The organism is Bacillus sp. FSL M8-0266 (genome assembly GCF_038613425.1).
In the GTDB taxonomy this organism is placed as follows: domain Bacteria; phylum Bacillota; class Bacilli; order Bacillales; family Bacillaceae; genus Bacillus; species Bacillus pumilus.
The window spans coordinates 2,726,058-2,750,072 of the sequence record NZ_CP152015.1; the positions used below are offsets into that span (position 1 = coordinate 2,726,058).

20 protein-coding genes and 1 other annotated feature are annotated in these 24,015 nt (G+C 42.7%); of the genes, 8 read left to right on the forward strand and 12 right to left on the reverse strand.

Going from position 1 to position 24,015, the window contains the following annotated elements:
* Positions 1-103: 103 nt before the first annotated feature.
* The 3 genes from MKY83_RS14025 to MKY83_RS14035 form a co-directional block, all read right to left on the reverse strand.
* Complete coding sequence (locus MKY83_RS14025) at positions 104-316, reverse strand: alpha/beta-type small acid-soluble spore protein (protein ID WP_003216385.1); 213 nt, start codon at positions 314-316, stop codon at positions 104-106.
* Positions 317-405: 89 nt separating this feature from the next.
* Complete coding sequence (thiI, locus tag MKY83_RS14030; RefSeq protein WP_185107145.1) at positions 406-1,611, reverse strand: tRNA uracil 4-sulfurtransferase ThiI; 1,206 nt, start codon at positions 1,609-1,611, stop codon at positions 406-408.
* Between the two features lie 4 nt (positions 1,612-1,615).
* Entirely contained in the window at positions 1,616-2,758 is a 1,143-nt protein-coding gene (locus tag MKY83_RS14035) for a cysteine desulfurase family protein (RefSeq protein WP_342487429.1), read from the reverse strand.
* 200 nt (positions 2,759-2,958) lie between these two features.
* Between MKY83_RS14035 and brnQ (MKY83_RS14040) the strand changes: the two genes are divergently transcribed.
* Together brnQ (MKY83_RS14040) and brnQ (MKY83_RS14045) are read left to right on the forward strand one after the other, a co-directional pair.
* Complete coding sequence (gene brnQ / locus MKY83_RS14040; protein WP_342487430.1) at positions 2,959-4,302, forward strand: branched-chain amino acid transport system II carrier protein; 1,344 nt, start codon at positions 2,959-2,961, stop codon at positions 4,300-4,302.
* Positions 4,303-4,510: 208 nt separating this feature from the next.
* Complete coding sequence (gene brnQ / locus MKY83_RS14045; RefSeq protein WP_217013066.1) at positions 4,511-5,854, forward strand: branched-chain amino acid transport system II carrier protein; 1,344 nt, start codon at positions 4,511-4,513, stop codon at positions 5,852-5,854.
* 41 nt (positions 5,855-5,895) lie between these two features.
* Here the strand turns inward: brnQ (MKY83_RS14045) and ezrA are convergent, their stop codons facing one another.
* A complete protein-coding gene (ezrA, locus tag MKY83_RS14050; RefSeq protein ID WP_044139328.1) occupies positions 5,896-7,599 on the reverse strand; it encodes a septation ring formation regulator EzrA in 1,704 nt (567 codons plus the stop codon).
* 340 nt (positions 7,600-7,939) lie between these two features.
* On the opposite strand from ezrA, the gene hisJ reads away from it, so the two are divergent.
* Entirely contained in the window at positions 7,940-8,755 is an 816-nt protein-coding gene (hisJ, locus tag MKY83_RS14055; RefSeq protein ID WP_106066880.1) for a histidinol-phosphatase HisJ, read from the forward strand.
* On the opposite strand, the gene refZ is transcribed toward hisJ, so the two are convergent.
* The gene (refZ, locus tag MKY83_RS14060; protein ID WP_044139330.1) at positions 8,725-9,390 is read right to left on the reverse strand and encodes a forespore capture DNA-binding protein RefZ; all 666 of its coding nucleotides are present in this window, start codon (positions 9,388-9,390) and stop codon (positions 8,725-8,727) included. The two genes, hisJ and refZ, sit on opposite strands and share 31 nt — an antisense overlap.
* 126 nt (positions 9,391-9,516) lie before the next feature.
* On the opposite strand from refZ, the gene MKY83_RS14065 reads away from it, so the two are divergent.
* Together MKY83_RS14065 and rpsD are read left to right on the forward strand one after the other, a co-directional pair.
* Entirely contained in the window at positions 9,517-10,014 is a 498-nt protein-coding gene (locus MKY83_RS14065; RefSeq protein ID WP_065098609.1) for a GAF domain-containing protein, read from the forward strand.
* Between the two features lie 299 nt (positions 10,015-10,313).
* Complete coding sequence (gene rpsD / locus MKY83_RS14070; RefSeq protein WP_003216816.1) at positions 10,314-10,916, forward strand: 30S ribosomal protein S4; 603 nt, start codon at positions 10,314-10,316, stop codon at positions 10,914-10,916.
* A gap of 180 nt (positions 10,917-11,096) precedes the next feature.
* On the opposite strand, the gene MKY83_RS14075 is transcribed toward rpsD, so the two are convergent.
* From MKY83_RS14075 to acsA, 5 genes are all read right to left on the reverse strand, one after another.
* Entirely contained in the window at positions 11,097-13,265 is a 2,169-nt protein-coding gene (locus tag MKY83_RS14075) for a collagen-like protein (RefSeq protein WP_342490532.1), read from the reverse strand.
* A gap of 276 nt (positions 13,266-13,541) precedes the next feature.
* Positions 13,542-14,105: a cysteine hydrolase family protein gene (locus tag MKY83_RS14080; RefSeq protein ID WP_106066878.1), complete on the reverse strand. Its 564-nt coding sequence runs from the start codon at positions 14,103-14,105 to the stop codon at positions 13,542-13,544.
* Positions 14,106-14,518: 413 nt separating this feature from the next.
* Positions 14,519-15,166: a triacylglycerol lipase gene (locus MKY83_RS14085; protein WP_065098612.1), complete on the reverse strand. Its 648-nt coding sequence runs from the start codon at positions 15,164-15,166 to the stop codon at positions 14,519-14,521.
* 250 nt (positions 15,167-15,416) lie between these two features.
* Positions 15,417-16,685, reverse strand: coding sequence for a tyrosine--tRNA ligase (gene tyrS, locus MKY83_RS14090; protein WP_106065767.1), 1,269 nt, complete (start codon positions 16,683-16,685; stop codon positions 15,417-15,419).
* 53 nt (positions 16,686-16,738) lie between these two features.
* Positions 16,739-16,977: a binding site (T-box leader), on the reverse strand.
* 59 nt (positions 16,978-17,036) lie between these two features.
* Complete coding sequence (gene acsA / locus MKY83_RS14095; protein WP_342487432.1) at positions 17,037-18,761, reverse strand: acetate--CoA ligase; 1,725 nt, start codon at positions 18,759-18,761, stop codon at positions 17,037-17,039.
* A gap of 155 nt (positions 18,762-18,916) precedes the next feature.
* On the opposite strand from acsA, the gene MKY83_RS14100 reads away from it, so the two are divergent.
* From MKY83_RS14100 to MKY83_RS14110, 3 genes are read left to right on the forward strand one after another with little or no spacing between them, the layout of a single operon-like run.
* A complete protein-coding gene (locus tag MKY83_RS14100) occupies positions 18,917-19,549 on the forward strand; it encodes a GNAT family N-acetyltransferase (protein ID WP_044142211.1) in 633 nt (210 codons plus the stop codon).
* A 39-nt stretch (positions 19,550-19,588) separates the two neighbouring features.
* On the forward strand, positions 19,589-20,230 hold the full coding sequence (locus MKY83_RS14105; protein WP_044142210.1) for a CBS and ACT domain-containing protein: 642 nt from the start codon (positions 19,589-19,591) through the stop codon (positions 20,228-20,230).
* Positions 20,227-21,387, forward strand: a complete 1,161-nt coding sequence (locus tag MKY83_RS14110) for an acetoin utilization protein AcuC (protein WP_065098616.1) — start codon at positions 20,227-20,229, stop codon at positions 21,385-21,387. The genes MKY83_RS14105 and MKY83_RS14110 overlap by 4 nt, the downstream gene beginning before the upstream one ends.
* A gap of 42 nt (positions 21,388-21,429) precedes the next feature.
* Here the strand turns inward: MKY83_RS14110 and ccpA are convergent, their stop codons facing one another.
* Positions 21,430-22,431 (reverse strand): catabolite control protein A, encoded by a 1,002-nt coding sequence (ccpA, locus tag MKY83_RS14115; protein ID WP_034665514.1) that lies wholly within the window; start codon positions 22,429-22,431, stop codon positions 21,430-21,432.
* A 451-nt stretch (positions 22,432-22,882) separates the two neighbouring features.
* Positions 22,883-23,959 carry a bifunctional 3-deoxy-7-phosphoheptulonate synthase/chorismate mutase gene (locus tag MKY83_RS14120; RefSeq protein WP_003217626.1) on the reverse strand — a complete coding sequence of 359 codons (1,077 nt, stop codon included), beginning with the start codon at positions 23,957-23,959 and terminating at the stop codon, positions 22,883-22,885.
* Positions 23,960-24,015 lie beyond the last annotated feature (56 nt).

Below are 24,015 nucleotides of genomic sequence, written 5' to 3' on the forward strand. Positions count from 1 at the left end.
CCATTCGTCCTCTTTTTAAAAAATATTCTAACAATTTATATGTACAAAAAGAAAAGAGCGGGAATAATCCCGCTCATAAGCCATAGCTTTTCAATTGTGTGTCTTAGAAAGATCCGCCACCCATATGTTGTTGAGCGTAAGATACAAGACGTTTAGTGATTTCTCCACCAACTGATCCGTTAGCGCGAGCTGTTGTTTCTGGTCCAAGGTTTACACCAAATTCTGAAGCGATTTCATACTTCATTTGGTCGATCGCTTGTGCAGCGCCTGGAACGACTAATTGGTTAGAACTGCTTTGTCTGTTTTGTTGAGCCATGTGTTCTCACCTCCTTGTGAATATAGAATGTGTAGAAACACATGACTTCATGCGATTGATTTTATGGTAATTATTATGAAATTTTTATTTTAGAATAAATCAGCGAATTCGTCAGCCGCTTTCTTCTCATTTTTGACGATAATCGTTTCGATTTGATCTACTGCCTCATCAAGCATTGGCTCGAAATCAGCAAAGCTTTCGTAGCGTTCTACTTTTTCAAGCTTTGGTTTAGTTTTAGGCGACGGCGGCGTAAAGATCGTACAGCAATCCTCAAAAGGCTGAATGCTTGTATCATATGTGCCAATTCGTCTCGCTTCATCAATAATGTCATTTTTATCAACCGCAATCAGCGGGCGAATGATTGGCGTATTTGTGACATGATTAATGGCATACATGCTTTCAAGCGTCTGGCTTGCGACTTGGCCAAGGCTTTCACCGGTAATAATCGCAAGTGCATCACGCTTCGCTCTTATTTTATCTGCTATTTTCAGCATCATTCTTCTTGTTGATGTCATCGTATAGTTTTCAGGTACTTGTTTGTGAATCAGCTCTTGAATTTTGGTGAAAGGAACAATGTGCAGCTTCACTTCGCCTCCATATGCCGCTAAACATTCTGCAAGATCAATGACCTTTTGCTTGGCACGTTCACTTGTATATGGGGGACTAAAGAAATGTACAGCTTCAATTTGAATTCCGCGTTTCATGGCCTGATAGCCGGCAACTGGGCTGTCAAAGCCGCCTGAAAGCATGAGCATCGCTCTTCCGCTTGAACCAACTGGCAGTCCGCCTGCACCTTTGACATCTTTAAATGTAATATATGTCGCATGTTCTCTTAATTCAATGCGCAAATGCACATCCGGCTGTTTGACATTGACCGTTAAGTTTTCCGTATTCTTCAGCACATGTCCGCCAATTTCCCGGTTCATTTCATTTGAATCAAGTTCAAATTGCTTATAAGAGCGTTTCGTTGAGACCTTAAATGTATTTCCTTGTTCATACACTTCCTGTACCGCTGTTAAAGATGCTTCTTTAATGGCATCGAGATTTGTCTCACATTTCACCGCCAGACTAAAGCTTTGAATGCCAAATACACCTTTAAGCTGTTCTGAAATCGGTTCAGGGTCTTCTCCGTTCAGCATAATCGTAATGCGGTCTCTGTCAGATGCATACTTTAATGCTTCAAAGTCTTTCAATACAAACCGGATATGCTGCCTTAGTTTTTCAATAAACTTCTTTCTATTTTTTCCTTTTGTTGAAATTTCACCAAAACGGACTAAAATATGATCATATTTCATGTTGTTATCTCATTCCTTTTAATTTTTTCACACTTTGTGCGATCGATGTGATGATTTGCGGCGCTAGTTCTGGTCCTTGTCCATACGTCAAACTGATTCTCATACTGCTTTTTGCCACTTCTTCCGGTTTCCCCATCGCTAGGAGAACATGGCTTGGCTCCTTTTTCTTGGCTGAGCAGGCAGAGGTTGTCGAAACATACATGCCTTCTTTTTCAAGCATATGAAGAAGGACCTCGATTTGAATACCTGGCACTGAAAAATTCACAATATGCGGCGCACTTTGCGTCAGCGGTGTGCTGATGACAATACCTTCTATTTCTCCAAGCTGCTTTTGCAGCTGCGTTTTTAAGTTTAGCATTTCATCATGATGTATTTTCAGCAGTTCGAATGATTGTTTCATGGCTTTTGCTAAGCTGACAGCACCAGCAGGGTTTTCGGTACCTGAACGTAGGCCTAATTCCTGCTCTCCTCCTGTGATAAAAGGTGCGAGCACTACACCTTTCTTTAAAAAGAGCGCTCCTGTGCCTTTTAAGCCATGAATTTTATGGCCAGATATCGTCAAAAGATCCACATCCAGTTGTTTATCAAGTGCTACTCTGCACATTCCCTGCACCCCGTCGACATGAAATAGGGCATTTTCAGCATGCTCACGAATCATGCCAGCAGCTTCTTCAATCGGCTGGATGGCACCCGTTTCGTTATTGACGTGCATCATGCTGACAAGCACTGTATCAAGACGAAGCACTTCTTTTAAATGATTCATATCTGCATGGCCATGCTCATTTACTTGAATATAGGAGATTTCAAAACCAAATAAAGCCTTCAGCTGTTCAAACGATTCGATGACAGAGGGGTGTTCAATTGCTGTTGTCACAATATGTTTCCCCCGATTCATTTTGGCGAGAGCTGCTCCTTTAATGGCGATGTTATTTGCTTCTGTTGCACCAGAAGTAAAAATAACCTCATATTGTTTCAAACCTGTATAGTGAAGGATTTGTTTTCTCGTTTCACTTAGCAAGCGGCTCGCATCAATTCCGAGCTGATGTAGCGAAGACGGATTCCCAAAAAAACGTTCACTCACTTGCTGATATACTTGTAAAACCTCAGGGTACGGTTTTGTTGTTGCACTATTATCGAGATAAATCATACTTGGACTCCTTACAAAAAGCTTTAAAAATAAATGCATTTATATGTTACCATAATGAAGTCAGACAGAGAATTTTCTGAAAATGGCAGTTGACAACTTTTCATTTTCACTATATCATGCATAGTGCAATTGGCACATAAACACCTAAATTGTCAGAATATTTAAATTTAGCACATTACATTGGATAAGGAGGAACTATTTTGAAAAATAGTTTAAGTATAAAAGAGACATTAGCCATTGGTTTAATGCTTTTTGCATTATTCTTTGGCGCAGGAAATATGATTTTCCCGCCTGTCCTTGGACAATATGCAGGTGAGAATGTTTGGCTTGCTATCGGTGGATTTTTACTCACAGGAGTTGGTCTTCCGCTTCTAGGAGTTATTGCTATCGCCCTTACAGGTACCGGTGCAAAAAGCCTTGCGGATAAAGCCCATCCTATATTTGGAACCATTTTCACTGTCATTCTGTATTTATCCATAGGACCATTTTTTGCTATCCCGCGAACAGGTACGGTTTCTTACGAGATTGGATTAGCACCGTTTCTATCTGAAACACAAACCTCTTCATGGGTACCGCTTTTCTTATTCACCCTTGTGTTTTTCACGATTACGTATCTGCTCGCTTTGAACCCTTCAAAGCTTGTTGATCGAATCGGCAAAGTGTTGACACCTATCTTATTAACGGTCATTGCGATTATTGTATTTAAAGCCATAGCTACACCGATGGGAATGATCGGTGCGCCTGATGCGACTTATAAAGCAAACCCTCTCTTCACTGGGTTTTTAGAGGGCTATAAAACAATGGATGCTCTCGCTTCTCTCGTATTTGGAATCGTAGTTGTGACAGCTGTTAAAGAAAGAGGCATCACAGAGCGCAAATCTCTTGCGGCGGCCTGTATAAAAGCTGGCCTTGTTGCAGCAGTTGGACTAGCACTAGTGTATATCTCGCTTGCTTATGTCGGTGCTTCAAGTCCTGATACAACCGGAATGGTTGGGGCAAATGAAGGCGGCAAACTGCTTTCACTATCAGCAAGCTTTTTATTTGGTTCTGCTGGTAACATTGTCCTTGGTGTAGCCATTTTATTTGCTTGTCTCACAACAAGTGTTGGGCTTGTCTCATCATGCGGCGAATATTTTTCAAAGCTTTTCCCAGCACTTTCTTATCGCACAATCGTACTCATTGTTTCTTTATTTAGCACATTGGTTGCAAACCTTGGACTGGCACAAATCATCTCTCTATCGGTCCCTGTACTCGTAGCGATATATCCACTGGCAATTGTCATTATTTTATTGTCATTCCTTGACCGCTGGATTAACGGTAGACGAGTGATTTATGCAGTACCCCTGATTTTCACTGGGTTTTTTGCCATTATTGACGGCTTACTGGCTGCCAAATACAATCTCGGTGGTTTGCCTGCCTTCTTAGACGCATTCATTCCATTTTACGATTTAGGCATTGGATGGGTCGTACCAGCAATTATCGGCGCAGGTATTGGCGTACTCATCTCTATGTTTACTAGCCCGCCTAAACAGCTCGCATCATAATCATGCTTCAAACATCCCCTTCCAAAGATGAAGGGGATGTTTTTTCATTGTCCTCCATATACTAAAATAGAAAAATTCATGACTTTTGTACGAAAACACATGTTGACATCAGACGCACATCCTTTATAATTAGTGAATGTTAATGAAGAACGGTTTTAGCAACTAATTAACAGAATATTTCAACATAATATTGGAGGCTTTATATTCAATGAAGGCAACATTGTCGACGAAAGATACAGTTATTATCGGTTTTATGTTATTTGCTCTATTCTTCGGCGCCGGAAATATGATTTATCCACCAGAACTTGGGCAATATGCTGGCACAAATGTATGGAAAGCAATGGGCGGATTTTTATTAACAGGTGTCGGTTTACCTCTTCTAGGGATTATTGCAATCGCTTTGACAGGTCGAGATGCGAAAGGATTAGCTGATAAAGCTCACCCAGCTTTTGGAACAGCGTTTACCGTCATTTTATATTTATCTATTGGGCCACTTTTCGCTATTCCTCGTACAGGAACAGTTTCATATGAAATTGGTGCATTACCCTTTTTAGCAGGTGTACCAGCTTGGCTCTCCCTTCTTTTATTCACACTTGTCTTTTTTGGTATTACGTATTATCTTGCTCTAAATCCAACGAAGATTGTAGATCGTGTAGGGAAAGTGTTAACACCGATTAAATTTACGATTATTCTTCTTATTATTGTCAAAGCCATTTTAACGCCGATGGGCGTCATTGGCACACCTGATGTATCCTATAGCAACGGGTCATTTTTCAAAGGATTTTTAGAGGGCTATAAAACAATGGATGCTCTTGCTTCTATTGTGTTTGGGGTTGTTGTCATCAACGCCATTAAAGGACGCGGTGTGACAAGTAAAAAGGCACTGACATCTGCTTGTATCAAAGCGGGTCTGATTGCAGCTTGCGGATTAACATTTGTTTATCTATCTCTTGCTTATTTAGGCGCTTCAAGTACACACGCCATTGGTTTTGTTGGAGATGGCAGTAAAATCTTGGCTCAGTCTTCTCAATTCCTATTTGGCAGTTTAGGAAATATTGTGTTGGGTGCTGCGATTACGGTTGCTTGTTTAACAACAAGTATCGGCCTCGTTACATCATGCGGAGAGTATTTCTCGAAGTTACTACCTAAGCTTTCGTATAAAATGGTCGTTACACTCGTGACATTATTCAGTTTTATCATTTCGAATTTTGGACTTGCTCATATTATCGCTTTCTCTGTACCAGTTTTAACTGCGATTTATCCGCTAGCGATTGTGATCATTGCTTTGTCACTTGCTGATAAGTGGCTTGGACATAGAAGACCTGTATATGCTCTCTCTTTAATTTTAACAGGCTGCGTCAGCTTATTTGACGGCTTAGCAGCTGCGAAACTTCCAATCGATCCAATAAAAGACTTCTTCCAATCAATACTACCTTTATATGACCTTGGCATAGGCTGGATTGTCCCTGCAATACTTGGGATCGTGATCGGATTTGTAATCTCTCTTTTCACTTCTTCTGCTTCAGAAGAGCGTCAAAAACAAGCGTCATAATATAAAAAAAGCTGAAGTCCATTGATAGGACTTCAGCTTTTTTATTGATGCTGATACTCTTTTTCTTGCTGAGCTAACAGCTTTTGAACAGCTCCGGGTGATGCTTTTTCAACAGCCGCTGCTGCTATATCAAATGATCCGTTGTAATCATAGGCGTAAAATCTTCGTTCAGCCTCTTTTAATTGTTCTGAAAGAATATGGTTTTGACTTCTAAAACGATTGCCGTATTGAATGATTCGTTCAATTTGATCCACTTTACCAAGCATTTCTTCTGTCTCATCCACAACATTTCTGACTGTGTCAGAGGCATCTTTTAATTGCTGATTTACTGCCGGCATGTTGAGCGGCAGGTTTTCCAGCTGCTCATGTACTTGATGAATCATCTCCTGCGCTTTTTCAGCCCGCTCTTTCATCTCAGCAGGTACACCTGGAATATTGCTTTTATGCAGCTGGCGTACTGTATCTGTCAGCATGGTTTTGAGCTCAGCCAGTGTTTCTCTCGCTTGTAATTCTTCTTTTCTTAACGATTGGAGATGACCTTTAAATGTGTCATGCAATGCTTTTGCATCTTCGATAAAGGTCTCCAGCTGATTGATTTCATCCATTAATAATGAATATGCCACGTGATCACGATCAAGCTTCTCACGGATTTGTTTCATCAGCTTTTCAATTTCTTCTAAACGTTTTTCAAATGCTTTCTGTTGATCGAGTTCTCCTGCTGTCAGCTTGTAGCTTTCTTTCACAAGAGCCGTTTCTGCCTTTGTTTGTGTGTGATCTTGCTCGAGCTTTTCGAATGCTTCTGTGAGCTCAGGCATTCTGCTTTTGATTTCCTGACCTGCCTCTACTTCCGCCTCCAGCTGATCATACAGCGTCTCAATCGCATCATCAATCATTTGCAGAATGCTTGATGCCTCTTCTAAATTGAGTTCATCAATGAGCAATTTTTCCGCCCTCGCAAGCTGTTTGTTTAAAGTCTCCAGCTCTTTCGTGATCTGAATGTGTTCCAATTTGTATCCTTTTTCTGACATTTCTTGATATCCGTCTTTCAGCTTCGTCAGCTGACCTGGTACGGTTTGTTTGCAGTCTGCAATAAGCTTTGGTACATCATTGATATATAGTTGTAGCTGGTCGAGTCTGCGGTCTTGCTCAAGCAAAATCTTTCTTGCTTTCATGTAGTTTCCGTTTTCTGTTTCTTCCTCGTACTGCTTGATCCCTTCCCAGGCCTCATCTAAGTCCTGCTCCATTTTGTCATAAAGGGTGCCATATAAATGGCTGTACGCAAGTAGATTTTTTCGAACCGTTTGATATTGCTCTTTGACCTTTTCAATGTCCTTGCGATTTTGCTCCTCGCTTGTGACAAGGTCTGCAATTTCTTTTAAAATGTCTTCAATGTTCGAATCAGCAGCACTCAGCAAGTCCTCAATATGCGTTAGAACCTGCTTGGCTTTGGAGAATCGATATTTATCAGAATACTCTTCTGCGTCATATAATAGCTCCTCTACCTTTGGAAGATGGGCTGTGACGATATCGTCCCACTCTGCACGCCATCTTTCAAAAAATTGCTCTGTTTCTCCGGTCATTTTTAAGTGTTTGATTTTTGAAATTTCTTCTACAATTGATCTGTTCAAAATTTCAATTTTCCATGCTTCCAATCGGTCAATCTCTTTATATATATTTTTTCTGAGGAAATAACCGACTGAAAACAAAGCAAGCAAAATGACAATTAAACCGATGATAAACTCCATAATGAGCCCCCTTGTTGTGATCTAAGTGATGTCAGGGTAAAAGTGTCCCGAGTAGACCTGAGAACCCTTTCGTGTCCGCTTTGCATTTGTTTTTTTATAAACAGGATCGTATGTTTTCCAATACCATCCATTCACGGTTGTATGTATGTTTTTCAAGAAAGTATTTGAGTGCTTTCTATCATTTGATCACACGTCTTCATGTGACCTGCTTTTATGTATGCGGAAGCTGTCGTTTTCATTGTTATTATGATACCATGTAACCAGCATTTTTGGTCATGATTTTTCATTATTTTCACTGATAAACATGACGTTTTTCAAAATATCGACAAGAGGTGACGACATGCTGAAGCAAGATGCACATCTACATACACCGTTTTGCCCGCACGGCTCGCTTGATTCTTTTCATTCTTATATTGAAAAAGCCATCAAAAAGGGATTTGATTCCATAACCTTTACCGAGCATGCCCCTCTGCCTCCATCGTTCCATGATCCAACACCAGAGCAGGATAGTGCCATGAAGCTCCAAGAACTTGAATCGTATATAACGAAATTGGATCAGTTGAAACAGGAATACAAAGGCCAATTAATAGTAAAAACTGGGCTTGAGGTTGACTATATCAAAGAGTATGAAGAGGAAACAAGTGCCTTTTTAGACTGCTATGGTCCAGAACTAGACGATAGCATTTTATCTGTTCACTTTCTTCCTGCTTGCGATGATTATATTTGCCTTGATTTTGACGAGCATGCCTTCCAGCAGCTAATAAGCCTCTACGGCAGCATCGAACAGGTCTATCAAAGCTACTATGACCAAATTTACTCTTCTATTCTATCATCTTTAGGTCGCTATAAGCCAAATAGAATCGGTCATATCACCCTTGTGCAGAAATTTAAACAGCTTTTCCCATTTGAGATGACACCTGCACTTTGTCAAAAGGTCACCCTTTGTCTTGAAGAAACGGAAAAAAAAGGCATGTCCTTAGATTTTAATACATCAGGTCTTCGTAAAACATATGCCAGAAGTATCTATTTAGATCAATGGATGATTGATCTTGCAAAACAGAAAAAAATTCCGCTCATTTTTGGGTCTGATGCCCATCAAGCGGAAGATCTCGGATATGCTTATGATCAATTCGAAGACATCATGAGTTTTAAATGAGAATCTAATGCCGGCTTTTTTGGTTCTAGTAAATGATGAAGCGAGCGGCTCAGTTCCTTAAAATACATTTGATAGAAATAAGGCTCATTTGGATTTAAATAAAGCACCTCCGTTAAATATTGCGGCTGTAAATAGGGCATCATGAGTAGTGATTTCAGCTGAATCATAAAAGATGAGATGGAGAGCTGCTCACAAATCACATGGGTGCTTTTTCCTTTTTCAATGATGAGCTGAAACAAATATTTTTCTTTCGTTAAATAGGTCGACATAATTTCTCTAATGAGCGTCGAATCAATCGTCACCTCTCGATAAACGAAACGGGTTAATTGACGGTGCTTGTGCTGATAAGATAAAATATCAAAAACCACATGTAGTAAGCATTCTTTTGCATGACGAGTTTCCATGTGATGGATATGTGATTCAATCATGTGAATATAGCCTTCATAAAAATCGGATACGAGCTGCTCAAGCAGCCCTCCTTTTCCTTGAAAGTAATAAGAAATGTGGGCAACGTTGACGTTTGCTTCCTTCGCAATCTCACGGACAGAGGTTCCAGAAAATCCTTTTTGGTTAAAAAGTCTGATGGCAGCTTCAATAATACGGTCTTTTGTTTGCACGGTTGTTGATGCTTTCATCCGCTCACCCCTCTTCATGTGTACATACTTCAAGATGAAGGCGGAAGTTCCTTTTATATTTGCTCGACAAATCCCACATGCGAAACGCAAGTTATGTATTTTTGAGATAGAAAGTAGGAGATTTTCATGTTTCATGTCGAAAAACAGTCTGGCGATCCATCAAAAGACTATCAATTGCTCGTTAAACAGGTCGAAGCCATTACAGATGGCGAGCCTGATCTAATTGCCAACCTAGCAAATGCGGCGGCGCTATTGTATCATTCACTCCCAGAGGTCAATTGGGCAGGATTTTATTTGGCTAAAGGCGGCGAGCTTGTGCTCGGACCGTTTAACGGACTGCCTGCATGTGTGCGTATCCCATCTGGAAAAGGCGTTTGCGGTACTGCATTTGCAACAGGTGAAGTCCAGCGTATCGCTGATGTGCACGCATTCCCTGGACATATTGCATGTGATGCAGCATCACAATCTGAAATTGTCGTTCCGCTCAAGGTAAATGGAGAGATCATTGGGGTGCTCGACATTGACAGTCCCGTGAAAGACCGTTTCAGTGAATTAGATGAAACCTACTTAATTCAATTTACCGAGGTACTCCAAAAGGCATTATCCGCCTCTACAAATGCGTAATCTTACAAAAAAGCAGGCATATTGTCTGCTTTTTTGTTTTCTTCGCAGACGCAAAGCATCGCCATTGCCCTTTAAATAGGTTGACTTCTCCTATCCAGCGTCATATAATAGAATTTGTGTGAAATATGGCAGCCTTTTTGTTCGGCTTTTTTGTATCATTTTGTTCCTTCTATATGAAGGTGCATCTTGTAACTCCCTGCTGCTGGAGCGAGGATGCATGAAAACATAATGACGGAAAAGACAAAGAACAGACGGTTTTTATTTTTCACAAATAAAAACAAATAAGGAGGAGTCACATTATGGCTCGCTATACAGGTCCAAGTTGGAAGATTTCCCGCCGTTTAGGCATTTCATTAAGCGGAACAGGTAAGGAACTTGAAAAACGCCCTTACGCTCCAGGCCCACATGGTCCAGGACAACGCAAAAAACTATCTGAATATGGTTTACAATTACAAGAGAAGCAAAAGCTTCGTCACATGTACGGTGTCAACGAACGTCAATTCCGTACACTATTTGACAAAGCTGATAAACTTCCTGGTAAACAAGGTGAAAACTTCATGATCCTTCTTGAAACTCGCCTTGACAACCTAGTATACCGTCTTGGCCTTGCTCGTACTCGCCGCCAAGCTCGTCAGCTAGTCAACCATGGTCACATCCTTGTTGATGGAAGCCGTGTAGACATCCCATCTTTCTCTGTGAAACCAGGTCAAACGATTGCTCTTCGTGAGAAATCTCAAAACCTTGCAGTTGTGAAAGAATCAGTTGAAGTTAACAGCTTCGTTCCTGAATACCTTACTTTCGATGCTGAAAAGCTTGAAGGAACTTTCACTCGTCTTCCAGAGCGTTCTGAATTAGCGCCTGAAATCAGCGAACAACTAATCGTTGAGTTCTACTCTCGTTAATTTCATGACTCTCCAAAGAGAGGTCAAACAAACCCTAGATCCCTTGATTGTTCAAGGTGGTCTAGGGTTTTTTGTTTGCATTCTCCTATGAACAAATGAATTTAAAACATATATAGAAAACAGACTATACACAAGACGAGCACCAGACAAAACTTCTAAAAGCATTTCTACACATTGAAGTTAGTCTAATTTTTTAATAATAATAGAAGCATTCACGTTTGTTTGAGTCCCTCCTGCTAGGGTTTGAAGAGTAACTGCTGCTGCGGAAGTATGGTTTACAAGAGTAAGCGTGTCACCCGCTGCTAGAGCGAGGATTGCCTGACCGTTATTCTGTTGAGTACCAGCTCCTGACCCATAAACTGTGTTCGTCACAGGACCTCCATTTACAAATAGGGTAAATTGATTTGGCTCTACGCCAGAAACTGAAAAAGTAACCTCGTAGTTTCCTGGATTGGTGACTATAATTTGAGAAGTTCCAGGGGCATGTGTAATACCAGAAGTAATAATTCCAGTTGAGTCAAAAATCACCGGGGCCTCTAAAGCTACTGTTTCAGCACTTAGATTGTATACATATGCAAATTCAGCTAGCCCTGCTCCTGTGGCTCCTGTTGCACCGGTCGCTCCTGTAGCTCCTGCGGCACCGGTTACTCCTGTTGCACCTGTGGCTCCCGTGGCTCCTGTTAGACCGGTTGCGCCTGCGGCACCCGTTGCTCCTGTTGCACCGGTCGCTCCTGTGGCTCCCGTATCTCCTGTTGCACCCGTTGGACCGGTCGCTCCTGCGGCACCTGTTGCACCGGTCGCTCCTGTTGCTCCCGTATCTCCTGTTGCACCCGTTGGACCGGTCGCTCCTGTAGCCCCCGTATCTCCTGTTGCACCTGTTGGACCGATCGCTCCTGTAGCTCCCGCGGCTCCCGTATCTCCTGTTGCACCCGTTGGACCGGTCGCTCCTGTGACTCCCGTTGCTCCTGTTGCACCTGTTGGACCGGTCGCTCCTGTAGCTCCTGCGGCTCCCGTTGCTCCTGTTGGACCGGTTGCTCCTGTTGCTCCCGTATCTCCTGTTGCACCTGTTGCTCCTGTTGCTCCCGTATCTCCTGTTGCACCTGTTGGACCGGTCGCTCCTGTAGCCCCCGTATCTCCTGTTGCACCTGTTGGACCGGTCGCTCCTGTGGCTCCTGCGGCACCCGTATCTCCTGTTGCACCCGTTGGACCGGTCGCTCCTGTGACTCCCGTATCTCCTGTTGCACCTGTTGGACCGGTCGCTCCTGTAGCTCCTGCGGCACCTGTTGGACCGGTCGCTCCTGTGGCTCCTGCGGCACCCGTATCTCCTGTTGCACCCGTTGGACCGGTCGCTCCTGTGACTCCCGTATCTCCTGTTGCACCTGTTGGACCGGTCGCTCCTGTAGCTCCTGCGGCACCCGTTGCTCCTGTTGGACCGGTTGCTCCTGTTGCTCCCGTATCTCCTGTTGCACCCGTTGGACCGGTTGCTCCTGTTGCTCCCGTATCTCCTGTTGCACCCGTTGGACCGGTTGCTCCTGTTGCTCCCGTATCTCCTGTTGCACCCGTTGGACCGGTTGCTCCTGTTGCTCCCGTATCTCCTGTTGCACCCGTTGGACCGGTTGCTCCTGTTGCTCCCGTATCTCCTGTTGCACCCGTTGGACCGGTTGCTCCTGTTGCTCCCGTATCTCCTGTTGCACCCGTTGGACCGGTTGCTCCTGTTGCTCCCGTATCTCCTGTTGGACCTGTTGGACCTGTGGCTCCTGCGGCACCCGTTGCTCCTGTTGCACCCGTTGGACCGGTTGCTCCTGTTGCTCCCGTATCTCCTGTTGGACCGGTGGCTCCTGTAGCCCCCGTATCTCCTGTTGCACCTGTTGGACCGGTTGCTCCTGTAGCCCCCGTATCTCCTGTTGGACCGGTGGCTCCTGTTGCACCTGTAACTCCTGTTGCACCTGTTGGACCGGTTGCTCCTGTATCTCCTGTTGGACCGGTGGCTCCTGTTGCACCTGTAACTCCTGCGGCGCCCGTTGCTCCTGTTGCACCGGTCGCTCCTGTAGCCCCCGTATCTCCTGTTGCACCTGTTGGACCGGTTGCTCCTGCGGCACCCGTTGCTCCTGTTGCACCGGTCGCTCCTGTGGCTCCCGTTGGACCGATTGCACCTGTGGCTCCCGTTGCTCCTGTGCCCGTGCCTGTTGCACCTGTTGGACCGGTCGCTCCTGTGGCTCCTCGAACCCCTCGTAATCCCCGTAATCCTCTTCGTCCTACAATTACTTTTGTTTCACAAATGATGCAACAATTTGATTTTGATAGTTTCTGTTTACATTTAGGGCATTTTTTATACTTATCACAACCCATTAGTTATTCATCTCCTTTATCATTATAGATATGTTACATCTATAAATACGTGCAGATAAGTTAAATATCCAAAGAATAAAGATAAGCGTAGAATAAACATCATTTGCTAGACTCTGACAAAAGCCTTTTATGAAAATTTGATTGAATTTTGCGCTAAATTTGTCTATTTTTTTCATGATGACTAGAAACTGTTCAAATCCATAAAATCTATCATAAAAAAAATCCCCTAGAATTCTAGAGGATCTTTTGTTCCATGTTTTTCTCAAGTGTGATTTTTTATTTTTCCATCAAATCACTAATCATTTGCTCTGTTGTCATGACAGTAGCAAATTCATCATGCAATGTAGCAAGTGATAGCCGATGAATCATTTCGGGATCATAATATGTACCGTTTTGATCTGTTAGTCCAAAGGCAGCAGATGCATCAGAAATGAGAAATGTATCAAAGCCTAGATTGCCGCTCATTCTTGTTGTTGTAGATACGCAGTGCGGTGTTGTTAATCCTGCGATTACAACAGTGTCGATCTCGTTTGATCTTAGTTGTTCCTCTAAGTTTGTGCCTATAAAGCTGCTGTTGACTTTCTTTTGTATCACCATTTCATCATCTAGCGGTTTGGCGATACCTTTGAAGCAATGCCCTTCATTTGCCGGATGAAATAAAGAATCCGGATTGTCAGCTGTATGCTGAATATGAATCACTTTCCAGCCTTTCTCTCTCCAAAACGTCAATAGACGACTGATATTCTTCTCTGCATCAAGGTTATTTCGTTCTCCCCATTTTTCATGCTCGAATGCCTTCTGTACATCCACAATGATTAAAGCTTTTTGATTCTTCTGCACAAATGCCCACCTCCGAAAATTCTTATCCAATACATGTAGTGTAAGGAATGGTGATCCATTTGTATATGCTTTTATTTCTCTTCATGATGTTTTGCTTGTTTTTGAATCAACAAGACAAACCATACACTAGCAAGAATGTAATAGATACCGCGATGGTCGAGGTACAGTTAGACATCACCTCTCCCATTTGAACTGATTTGACGATATTCATCCAGATGAAATAGATGATGAAAAATGAGCATGAAAAATAAAGAAAGTATCCTAAAAAATATAGCTTTAGCTTTTGCGTCATCGTCTGCATGCTTTTGCTTTCACGTTCCTCCATCAAAGCCTCTCTCATGATCTATTCGTCACAATCTCTCTAATAACATCAAAAAAGACAGCACATTTCGCTGTCTTTTTTCATTTTTCCTTTAATTCGTATTCTGGCCCCCGCCGTTCAGTCCTTCTTTGATATACCCTTTGACTTGGCTTGAAGCTAATAGACTGATGTGACCAACGCCGTGAATGAGGACATTTCTTGCGCCAATTAAACGCGAGAGGCTGTTGACAACAATCATATCGGCTGAGCTATAGACAGATGTATAAAGAATTTTTTGATTTGGATCGGTGCCTGGTAATGCTCTGAGTGAAACGAGTCCATTCGCTCCACCAAGTGTGACGACGTTTTCAATTTTATCACCGCCGTCTAGATTCTTAATATAGTATAGCGTGTTCGCTCCGCCCATACTATGTGCCACAATATCTACTTTTTTGGCACCTGTTTTGCCTAGCACATCTTTGACGAATCTAGATAGACGCGGGCCATTGTTACGGTTATTCCCTGTTTTGTCTATGAAATCGATAGCAAATAATTGATTTCGATCCCAGCCTTGTGTGACCAAGTAACTTTTAATCGAAGCGAAGTTGTAAGACGCTCCTCCCATACCATGCACCATCACAACCGGATTGTGCTCAGCCGCTTTAATTTCTTTCGGCTGGATGAAGGCCATTGAACCTATCACTAAGGCAAGGGCAACAAGAATTTGCAAACTCTTTTTCTTAAAACAAATCACTTTCATTCCCCCTAATTCATCTTATTCGACTCTATTTTATACAAGAAAAATATGTCAGAAAAGTGAACAAGGCACTGTTTGTTGCTTTATTTTATAGAAAATAATTACTGAAAAAGCACCTTTGACTTTCTAAAACGCCAATGCCAAAAGACTAGACTAAGTCTCTTTTAACGTCTAATAGACTCTTAACAGAGCACTCATCTCTCATGTTGCATAAAAAAAGCAGCCGGTTATCGCAGCCGGCTGCACATCGTTCTTATTTGTAATTCACAAGGAAGTATTTCTTTTTCCCTCTTCTTAAAACAGTAAATTGGTTTTCAATTCTATCTTCAGCTGAAAGGACATAGTCTTTATCAGTTTGTCTCTCTCCGTTAATGGAAACTGCCCCATTTGTGATGTCTTCACGTGCTTGACGTTTTGATGGTGACAGCTTTGATTCCACAAGGACATCGACAAGTGTTAACTCTTCTGTGCTACTTTTCTCCATTGATGGAACATCTTTAAAGCCTACTTTGACTTCTTCGGCTGAAAGAGATTTAATCTCGCCTTTGAATAGCGCATTTGAGATGTTGACTGCCTGTTCTAGTGATTCACGGCCATGTACAAGTGTCGTGACTTCCTCTGCTAGACGGCGCTGTGCTTCACGTTTTTCAGGTGCTGTTTGCACTTTTTCTTCGTACGATGCGATCTCTTCTTTCGATAAGAACGTAAAGTATTTTAAGTATTTCACGACGTCACGGTCATCTGTGTTGATCCAGAATTGGTAGAATTCATATGGAGATGTTTTTTCTTTATCTAACCAGATGGCGCCGCCTTCTGTTTTACCAAACTTCGTGCCATCTGCTTTCGTGACAAGCGGCATCGTTAAACCGAATGCTTTTGCCCCTTCTGCTTCAGACTTACGGATCAGCTCAAGTCCAGATGTGATATTTCCCCACTGGTCGCTACCGCCAATTTGCAGCTTACAGTTTTCATTTCTGTAAAGGTTTAAGAAGTCTAAAGATTGCAGGATGACGTAGCTGAACTCTGTGTACGAAATCCCTGTCTCAATCCGTGAGCTGACGATATCTTTTGCCAGCATGAAGTTCACACCGAAGTTTTTTCCAATATCACGAAGGAACGTGATGACATTCATTTGGCTGATCCAGTCGTAGTTATTCACGATAACGGCTGGGTTCTCGCCTGCTTCAAAATCAAGAAATTGTGAGAGCTGTCCTTTGATTTTATCTGACCACTGTTCGACGATTTCTGCTGGGTTTAGTGAACGTTCTGCTTTTTTGAAGCTAGGGTCGCCGATTAGTCCCGTTGCGCCGCCAACGAGGGCAATCGGGTGATGGCCTGCTTCCTGGAATCTGCGTAATGTTAAAATTGGCAATAGGTGACCAATGTGTAAGCTGTCCGCTGTTGGGTCAAAACCGGAGTAAAGCTTAATTTTTTCTTCCGATAATAATTTTGTTAAACCTTCTTCATCTGTTTGCTGCTGAATTAATCCTCTGAACGATAACTCTTCCATCAATTGACTCATATTTCATTCTCCTTTTTTTACAATTCAACATAAAAAACGCCCCTTCGAATGAACGAAGGGACGATATATATCGCGGTACCACCCTGCTTAAAAGACAACAAATCACATCTTTTCACTTACACTGATAACGGACAGATCCGTTCTTTCACTAATCAGGGCAGCACGTATGCTCCTTTTCGTAAAAGCGGTTCGTGAGGGTAATTCGAATATCTCTTTGTACTGACTCGCACCAGCCGTCAGCTCTCTTGGACAGGGAAAGATGATTCTACTGAATCTCAGTCAAAACCTTTACATATTCAACTAATGTCATTTTAAACATACTTTTGATATCAAGTCAACTGATGAAAAAAATTAATCTTCCATTGTCGATAGGTCGCCAGCCGGTAAATTCAGTTCCCACGCCTTTAGCACACGTCTCATAATTTTTCCGCTTCGCGTCTTAGGCAGTTTGTCCTTAAACTCGATTTCTCTCGGTGCCGCATGTGCAGCGAGTCCTTTTTTCACAAACGTACGAATCTCTTCTTTCAGCTCATCTGTCTGCTCATAACCACTTCTAAGCGCAATGAATGCTTTAATAATTTCACCGCGGACCGGATCTGGTTTTCCAATGACACCAGCCTCTGCAATGGCTGGATGTTCGACCAGTTTGCTTTCCACCTCAAAAGGACCGACCCGCTCTCCTGATGTCATGATCACATCATCGACACGTCCCTGGAACCAAAAGTATCCGTCTTCGTCCATATAAGCTGAATCTCCTGAAACATACCAATCTCCCGGCATAAAGTAAGATTCATATTTTTCAGGATTGTTCCAGATCGTATGCATCATAGACGGCCAGCCTTTTTTGATGGCGAGGTTGCCCATCCGATATGGCGGAAGTTCATTTCCGGCATTATCCACAATCGCAGCTTCTACGCCTGGAACCGGTTTTCCCATTGAGCCTGGTTTAATGTCCATGCATGGATAATTACAAATCAGCTGAGCACCAGTTTCAGTCATCCACCAAGTGTCATGAATTCGTTTGCCAAATACAGCATCTCCCCAGCGGATGACTTCTGGATTAAGAGGCTCACCTACACTTAACACATGACGGAGCGAGCTGAGATCATATTTTTGAATGAGGTCATCTCCTGCCCCCATTAGCATTCTAAAGGCGGTCGGTGCACTGTACCAAACGGTCACACCTAGTGATTCAATCGTTTCATACCACGTATCAGGGTTAAATCTGCCGCCTAAAATGACATTCGTCGCCCCATTTAACCACGGTGAAAAAATGCCGTACACTGTGCCTGTTACCCAGCCTGGATCAGCTGTACACCAGTAGACATCGTCTTCTTTCAGATCAAGCACCCATTTACCAGTCTGGTCTTGCTGCACCATTGCACCATGGACATGCAGCACACCTTTTGGCGTACCTGTCGACCCTGACGTGTAATGAAGCAGAAAGCCGTCTTTTTCATCCATCCATTCGATTTCAAGGTCCTTCGCCGCCTGGTCAAAAGCCTCTTCATAATGGATTGTCCGAACGCCATCGATATCTTCCTTTTCACCGCCGACAATGATGACGGATTCAAGTTTCGGAAGCTCTGCAAACGGAATTCGTTCAAGCAGATCCGGCGTTGTCACAATGACCTTCGCCTCGCTATTTTCTAAACGGTCTTTGACCGCACCTTCCATAAATGCCTCAAATAACGGGCCAACGATCGCACCAATTTTAACTGCGCCAAGCAGAAGAAAATAGAGCTCAGGTGATCTTGGCATAAAGATAAATACGCGATCCCCTTTTTGCACATGCGCCTTTTCTCTGAATAAATTTCCCGCTTTATTTGTGTTGATTTTCATATCCCTGAACGTATACTTTTCATCCCGCTGTGAATCTTTGTAGTGAAGCGCCACCTTGTTCTTACGAAACGAGTCCGCATGTCTGTCAATCGCTTCATAGGCTGCATTTATGTTTCCTGTTTCATACCATGAGAAGTTTTTTCTTGCTTCCTCCCATGAAAATTCTTTGTATGCCTGCTCATAATCATTTAAATGATAGTTTCCTTTTACTGATGGTAGCGTTTCCACTTTCATCAAACAGTCCCCCTTTGCATACGTTTACAATGACCATTATAGTATAGATGACTTTTTTTCTCAATTTTTAAAAAACTTATAGTGAAACCGTTTTAATTCTTGCAGGTTTTAAGATAAAATAGAGACGACTCACTAGAATTTGAGGCGGTGGATACGTGGAGCATCCTAAAACTTATTATTCAAAAACCATTGAGCGAGAAACAGGTACCATCCTTATTGAAGGTCCGGTACCTGCATCAGAGCTTGCGAACTATACGTTTCATGAAGGCCTAACGGCATTTCGCACGCCAGAGGAACAGAAACAAGCACTTGTTGAAATAGCAGACCTTCCAGAAGGACGTATTATCATTGCACGAGTGGATGAGCTTGTTGTCGGCTATGTCACGTATTTATATCCTGATCCGCTTGAGCGCTGGTCAGAGGGCAACATGGACAATTTAATCGAGCTTGGCGCGATTGAGGTCGCTCCTCCATTTAGAGGCTGCTCACTTGGTAAGCATTTACTTGATGTGAGCATGATGGATGAGCAAATGGAGAATTATATCATCATTACAACTGAATATTACTGGCATTGGGATTTAAAGGGGACAAAGAAAAACGTGTGGGAGTACCGCAAGATGATGGAGAAAATGATGAACGCAGGCGGTCTTGTTTGGTTTGCAACAGACGAGCCAGAGATCAGCTCACATCCAGCCAATTGTTTAATGGCCAGAATCGGGAAAAATGTGAATCCTGATTCGATTGAGCGTTTCGATCGTCTTCGCTTCCATCAACGCTTTATGTATTAACATTCAATTCGTTTTTTTGGCAAAGGGGATTGGTAAACAATGATGATTGAACAAATTATGGAGCGTGATGTGATCACGCTGCGAAAAACCGATACGATTGAAGAAGCCATAAAAAAAATGAGTGCACATCACATTCGGCATATTCCGATCGTATCTGATCAAGGTTCTGTCATTGGGATGGTGACAGATCGAGATATTAAAAATGCCAGTCCAAGTATATTTGAAACAGAAAAAAGGAAGCTCTTTATTCAGCGGCCTGTTGAAGAGATCATGGTATTAGAGACGATTACTGCTCATCCGCTTGATTTCGTTGAAGAGATTTCTAGTGTCTTTTTTGAACACGGAATTGGCTGCCTTCCAGTAGTGAGACGCGGCAAGCTTGTAGGCATTATCACAAAGACTGATTTGCTTCGTACGTTTGTCAGACTGACAGGTGCAGATCAGCCTGGGTCACACTTAGAGGTAGAAGTGGACCAAATGACAGAAGGTCTTGCTGACATTACGACCATTTTAAAGGAGCAGCATATTCAAATGCTGAGTGTGCTTGTGTATCCGCATGCAAATGAATCATCTAAAGTACTCGTCTTCCGCCTTCAAACCATGCATGCAGATCATGTGACGAAGCTGATTCGTGCAAAAGGCTATAAGGTGCTGTGGCCTATGGAGCAGACGATCAAATGAAGGAAGCGACCTTTGTTTTTTCACCCTCTTTTCAAACGTACCAGTTTCACCAAGACCATCCCTTCAATCAGCTTCGTGTCTACTTAACATATGACCTGCTTCAAAAAATGAAGGCGTTAACAAATGATGAGATCGTCGCACCGCGTATGGCGACCCTTGAGGAATTAAAGCTCGTCCATACAGCCGATTATATTCAAGCTGTGCAGCGGGCTAGTGAAGGAAAGCTCTCTACAGCAGAGGGTGAGCGCTACGGTCTTGGCACGGAGGATACACCGATGTTTGCAGGTATGCATGAGGCAGCTTCTCTCCTTGTTGGCGGGACACTCACAGCCGTTGACCAAGTAATGATGGGACACTCGCAGCATGCACTGAATCTTGGCGGTGGACTTCATCACGGGTTTAAAGGGCGTGCATCTGGCTTCTGTATTTATAATGACAGCTCAGTGGCGATTCAATATATTCAAAAGACATACGGTGCAAGAATTTTATATATTGATACGGATGCCCATCATGGAGATGGTGTACAATTCAGCTTCTATGACGACCCTGAGGTTTGTACAGTCTCAATTCATGAAACGGGACGCTATTTGTTCCCTGGAACTGGACAAGTACAGGAAAGAGGTCATGATAAAGGCTATGGCTACGCCTACAATATTCCGCTTGATGCATTTACAGAAGACGAATCGTTCCTTGAAGCATACCGAACAGCAGTGACTGAAATTGCTGCTTTTTTTAAACCAGATGTGATTTTGACGCAAAACGGTGCAGACGCACACTACTATGATCCGTTAACCCATTTATCTGCCACCATGAAAATATATGAGGAAATTCCTAGACTTGCCCATGAGTTAGCGCATCAATATTGTGATGGCAAATGGATCGCTGTCGGCGGAGGAGGATATGATATTTGGCGTGTCGTGCCAAGGGCGTGGAGCCGGATTTGGCTTGAAATGAAAGGCATTACACCGCCTGATGAACTGCCTCAGGACTGGGTTCAGGCTTGGCATAAACAATCGCCCGTCACCCTCCCATCCACATGGGGAGACCCTGACGATTTATATCCACCGATCCCAAGAAAAGCAGAAATCACAGAAAAAAATGCTCAAACTGTAGAAAAAGCACTGATGCCCGTTAGACGAGAAAAGAAAAATGCATAAGAAAAGCAGGCATTCACTGATGTGTAAGCCTGCTTTTTCGTTTTATTTTGTTGATTGTCTTTCTTCAATTCTGTGTGGAAGTTCCACAATTTGGTCATCCACTTGCTCTTTGTTCATCAGCTTTGTCAGCAGTCTCATTGCGACAGCACCAATATCATACGTCGGCTGAACAACAGTTGTCAGCTGAGGACGCACCATGAGAGAAAGTCTCGTGTTATCAAAACCAATCACTTCTAAATCCTCAGGAATGGATACGCCTCTATCTTGTGCTCCATGAATGACACCTAGCGCCATTTCATCCGTAGCCGCAATAACAGCTGTCGGCTTGTCAGACTGCTCAAGCAAGTGAGCAAGTGATTCAATTCCAGAATCATACGAATAATCGCCTTCAGCGACGAGCGCATCGTCAAATGCGATGCCCGCTTCTTCAAGCGCACGCTTATAGCCTGCAAGCTTTCTCATAGAGTTAATCGGTTCTGACATTGGGCCAGATACGAAGGCAATTCGCTTATGTCCTTTTTCAACTAAAAGCTGAACTGAATCATAAATCGCTTGCTCGTAGTTGATGTTGACAGATGGTGTTTGAGCCTGCTCTTCAACAGATGCAGCAAGAACAATTGGCACAGGAGAGCGCTTAAATTCTTCAACAAGCACATCTGTGATATTTCCACCCATAAAGACAATTCCATCTACTTGTTTACCTAGCATTGTATTTAAAAGATGGAGCTCTTTATCGGTATTTTGATCTGAGTTGCTCAAAATGATGTTGTACTTATACATTGTGGCGATATCTTCAATTCCGCGAGCAAGCTCCGAATAGAAGATACTAGAAATATCAGGGATGATGACCCCAACCGTTGTTGTTTTTTTACTTGCAAGGCCTCGTGCCACAGCATTCGGGCGATAGCCAAGGCGATCAATCGCTTCAAGTACCTTTTTTCTTGTTGTTGGTTTTACATTCGGATTCCCATTCACTACGCGTGATACCGTTGCCATACTTACATTTGCTTCTCTTGCTACATCATATATTGTAACATTATTCACATAAATCACTCCTTCAAATACACTTCATATCTATAGCATTCACCAATTGGATAGAGACATGTCAGATACGAGGAAAATAATATCCTATTTGTCATTAAAACGATGAAAAGAGACACATAATTTTTCAATCTACATCAAAATGACATTCTTTTATGAAATTATACACGTTTTTTCACCATATGAAAACGTTCCCTTTCTTTTTATAACTAAATTAAACAAACTTTAATGAGCTTGTTACCTGTAAATTGAATCATATTTCATGAAAAATCGTCTAGAACGTCAGCTATGACAACGATCTTAGCAGATGCTATTGAATTTTAAAAATGAAAACATTGTGAACAAGCACTTTTAAAGCTTGCAATGTGCTCTTTTCCTTTCATTCCCAATCTTCATCGTACTTTATCCATAGAAAAACCGCCGGGCAGTCATCCGGCGGCTTTTCTATCTATGATTATGCGTGAATGTTGACAAGTGGTCTTAACGCATCTAACCATTTTTCGAATTGAGGAATGTCCATTTGCTGCGCTGAGTCAGATAGAGCAACAGATGGATCTGGATGTACTTCTGCCATGACACCGTCTGCTCCAATCGCAAGAGCTGCTTTCGCTGTTGGAAGGAGAAGATCTCTACGTCCAGTTGAGTGCGTCACATCAACAAAGACTGGTAAATGTGTTTCTTGTTTCAAGATTGGCACAGCAGAAATATCTAGTGTATTTCTTGTCGCTGTTTCATATGTGCGGATACCGCGCTCGCAAAGGATGATTTGGTCATTTCCTTGGGCGATGATGTATTCAGCTGCATTGATGAATTCTGAAATAGTCGCTGCAAGACCACGTTTTAAAAGAACTGGTTTCTTCACAGATCCGGCTGCTTTTAATAGCTCGAAATTTTGCATGTTTCGTGCACCAATTTGGATGACATCGATATGCTCAATCGCTTCTTCAATATGAGCAGGATTGACGATTTCACTAATGACAGCAAGACCGTATTCATCCGCTACACGCTTTAGAATTTTCAGACCGTCTACACCAAGTCCTTGGAAATCGTATGGACTTGTGCGTGGTTTAAATGCACCTCCGCGAAGTAGTTTTAGTCCTTGCTGTTTCGCTGCTGCCGCCACTTCTGCGACTTGCTCGTAGCTTTCAACAGCACATGGTCCAACGATGAAACGCTGTTTCCCATCACCGATCGCTTCTCCATTGATGTTCACGATTGTATTTTCCGATTTTTTCTTACGAGAAACAAGAAGTGCTTTGCTGTGGTCATCTTCTTGAAGCTCTAGGCCTGCTTTGAAAATCTCTTTGAAAATATGCTGAATTGTTGAGTTTTCGAATGGTCCATCATTTGCTTCAAGAATTTGGTTCAGCATTGTGCGCTCTCTGACAGGATCATAACGGTTGACACCTTGCGCTTCTTTCGCCTTTCCAATTTCTTTTACAATGCTTCCTCTTTCATTGATCAGTTTTAAGATTTGAAGATTTAGTTCATCTGCCTGCTGTCTCAATTGTTCTAGTTCATTGTTGCTCATTTTTGTCATCCTTTCCTCTGCCTGTTCTCGCTTTTTTTTCATTCTCTCATGATAGG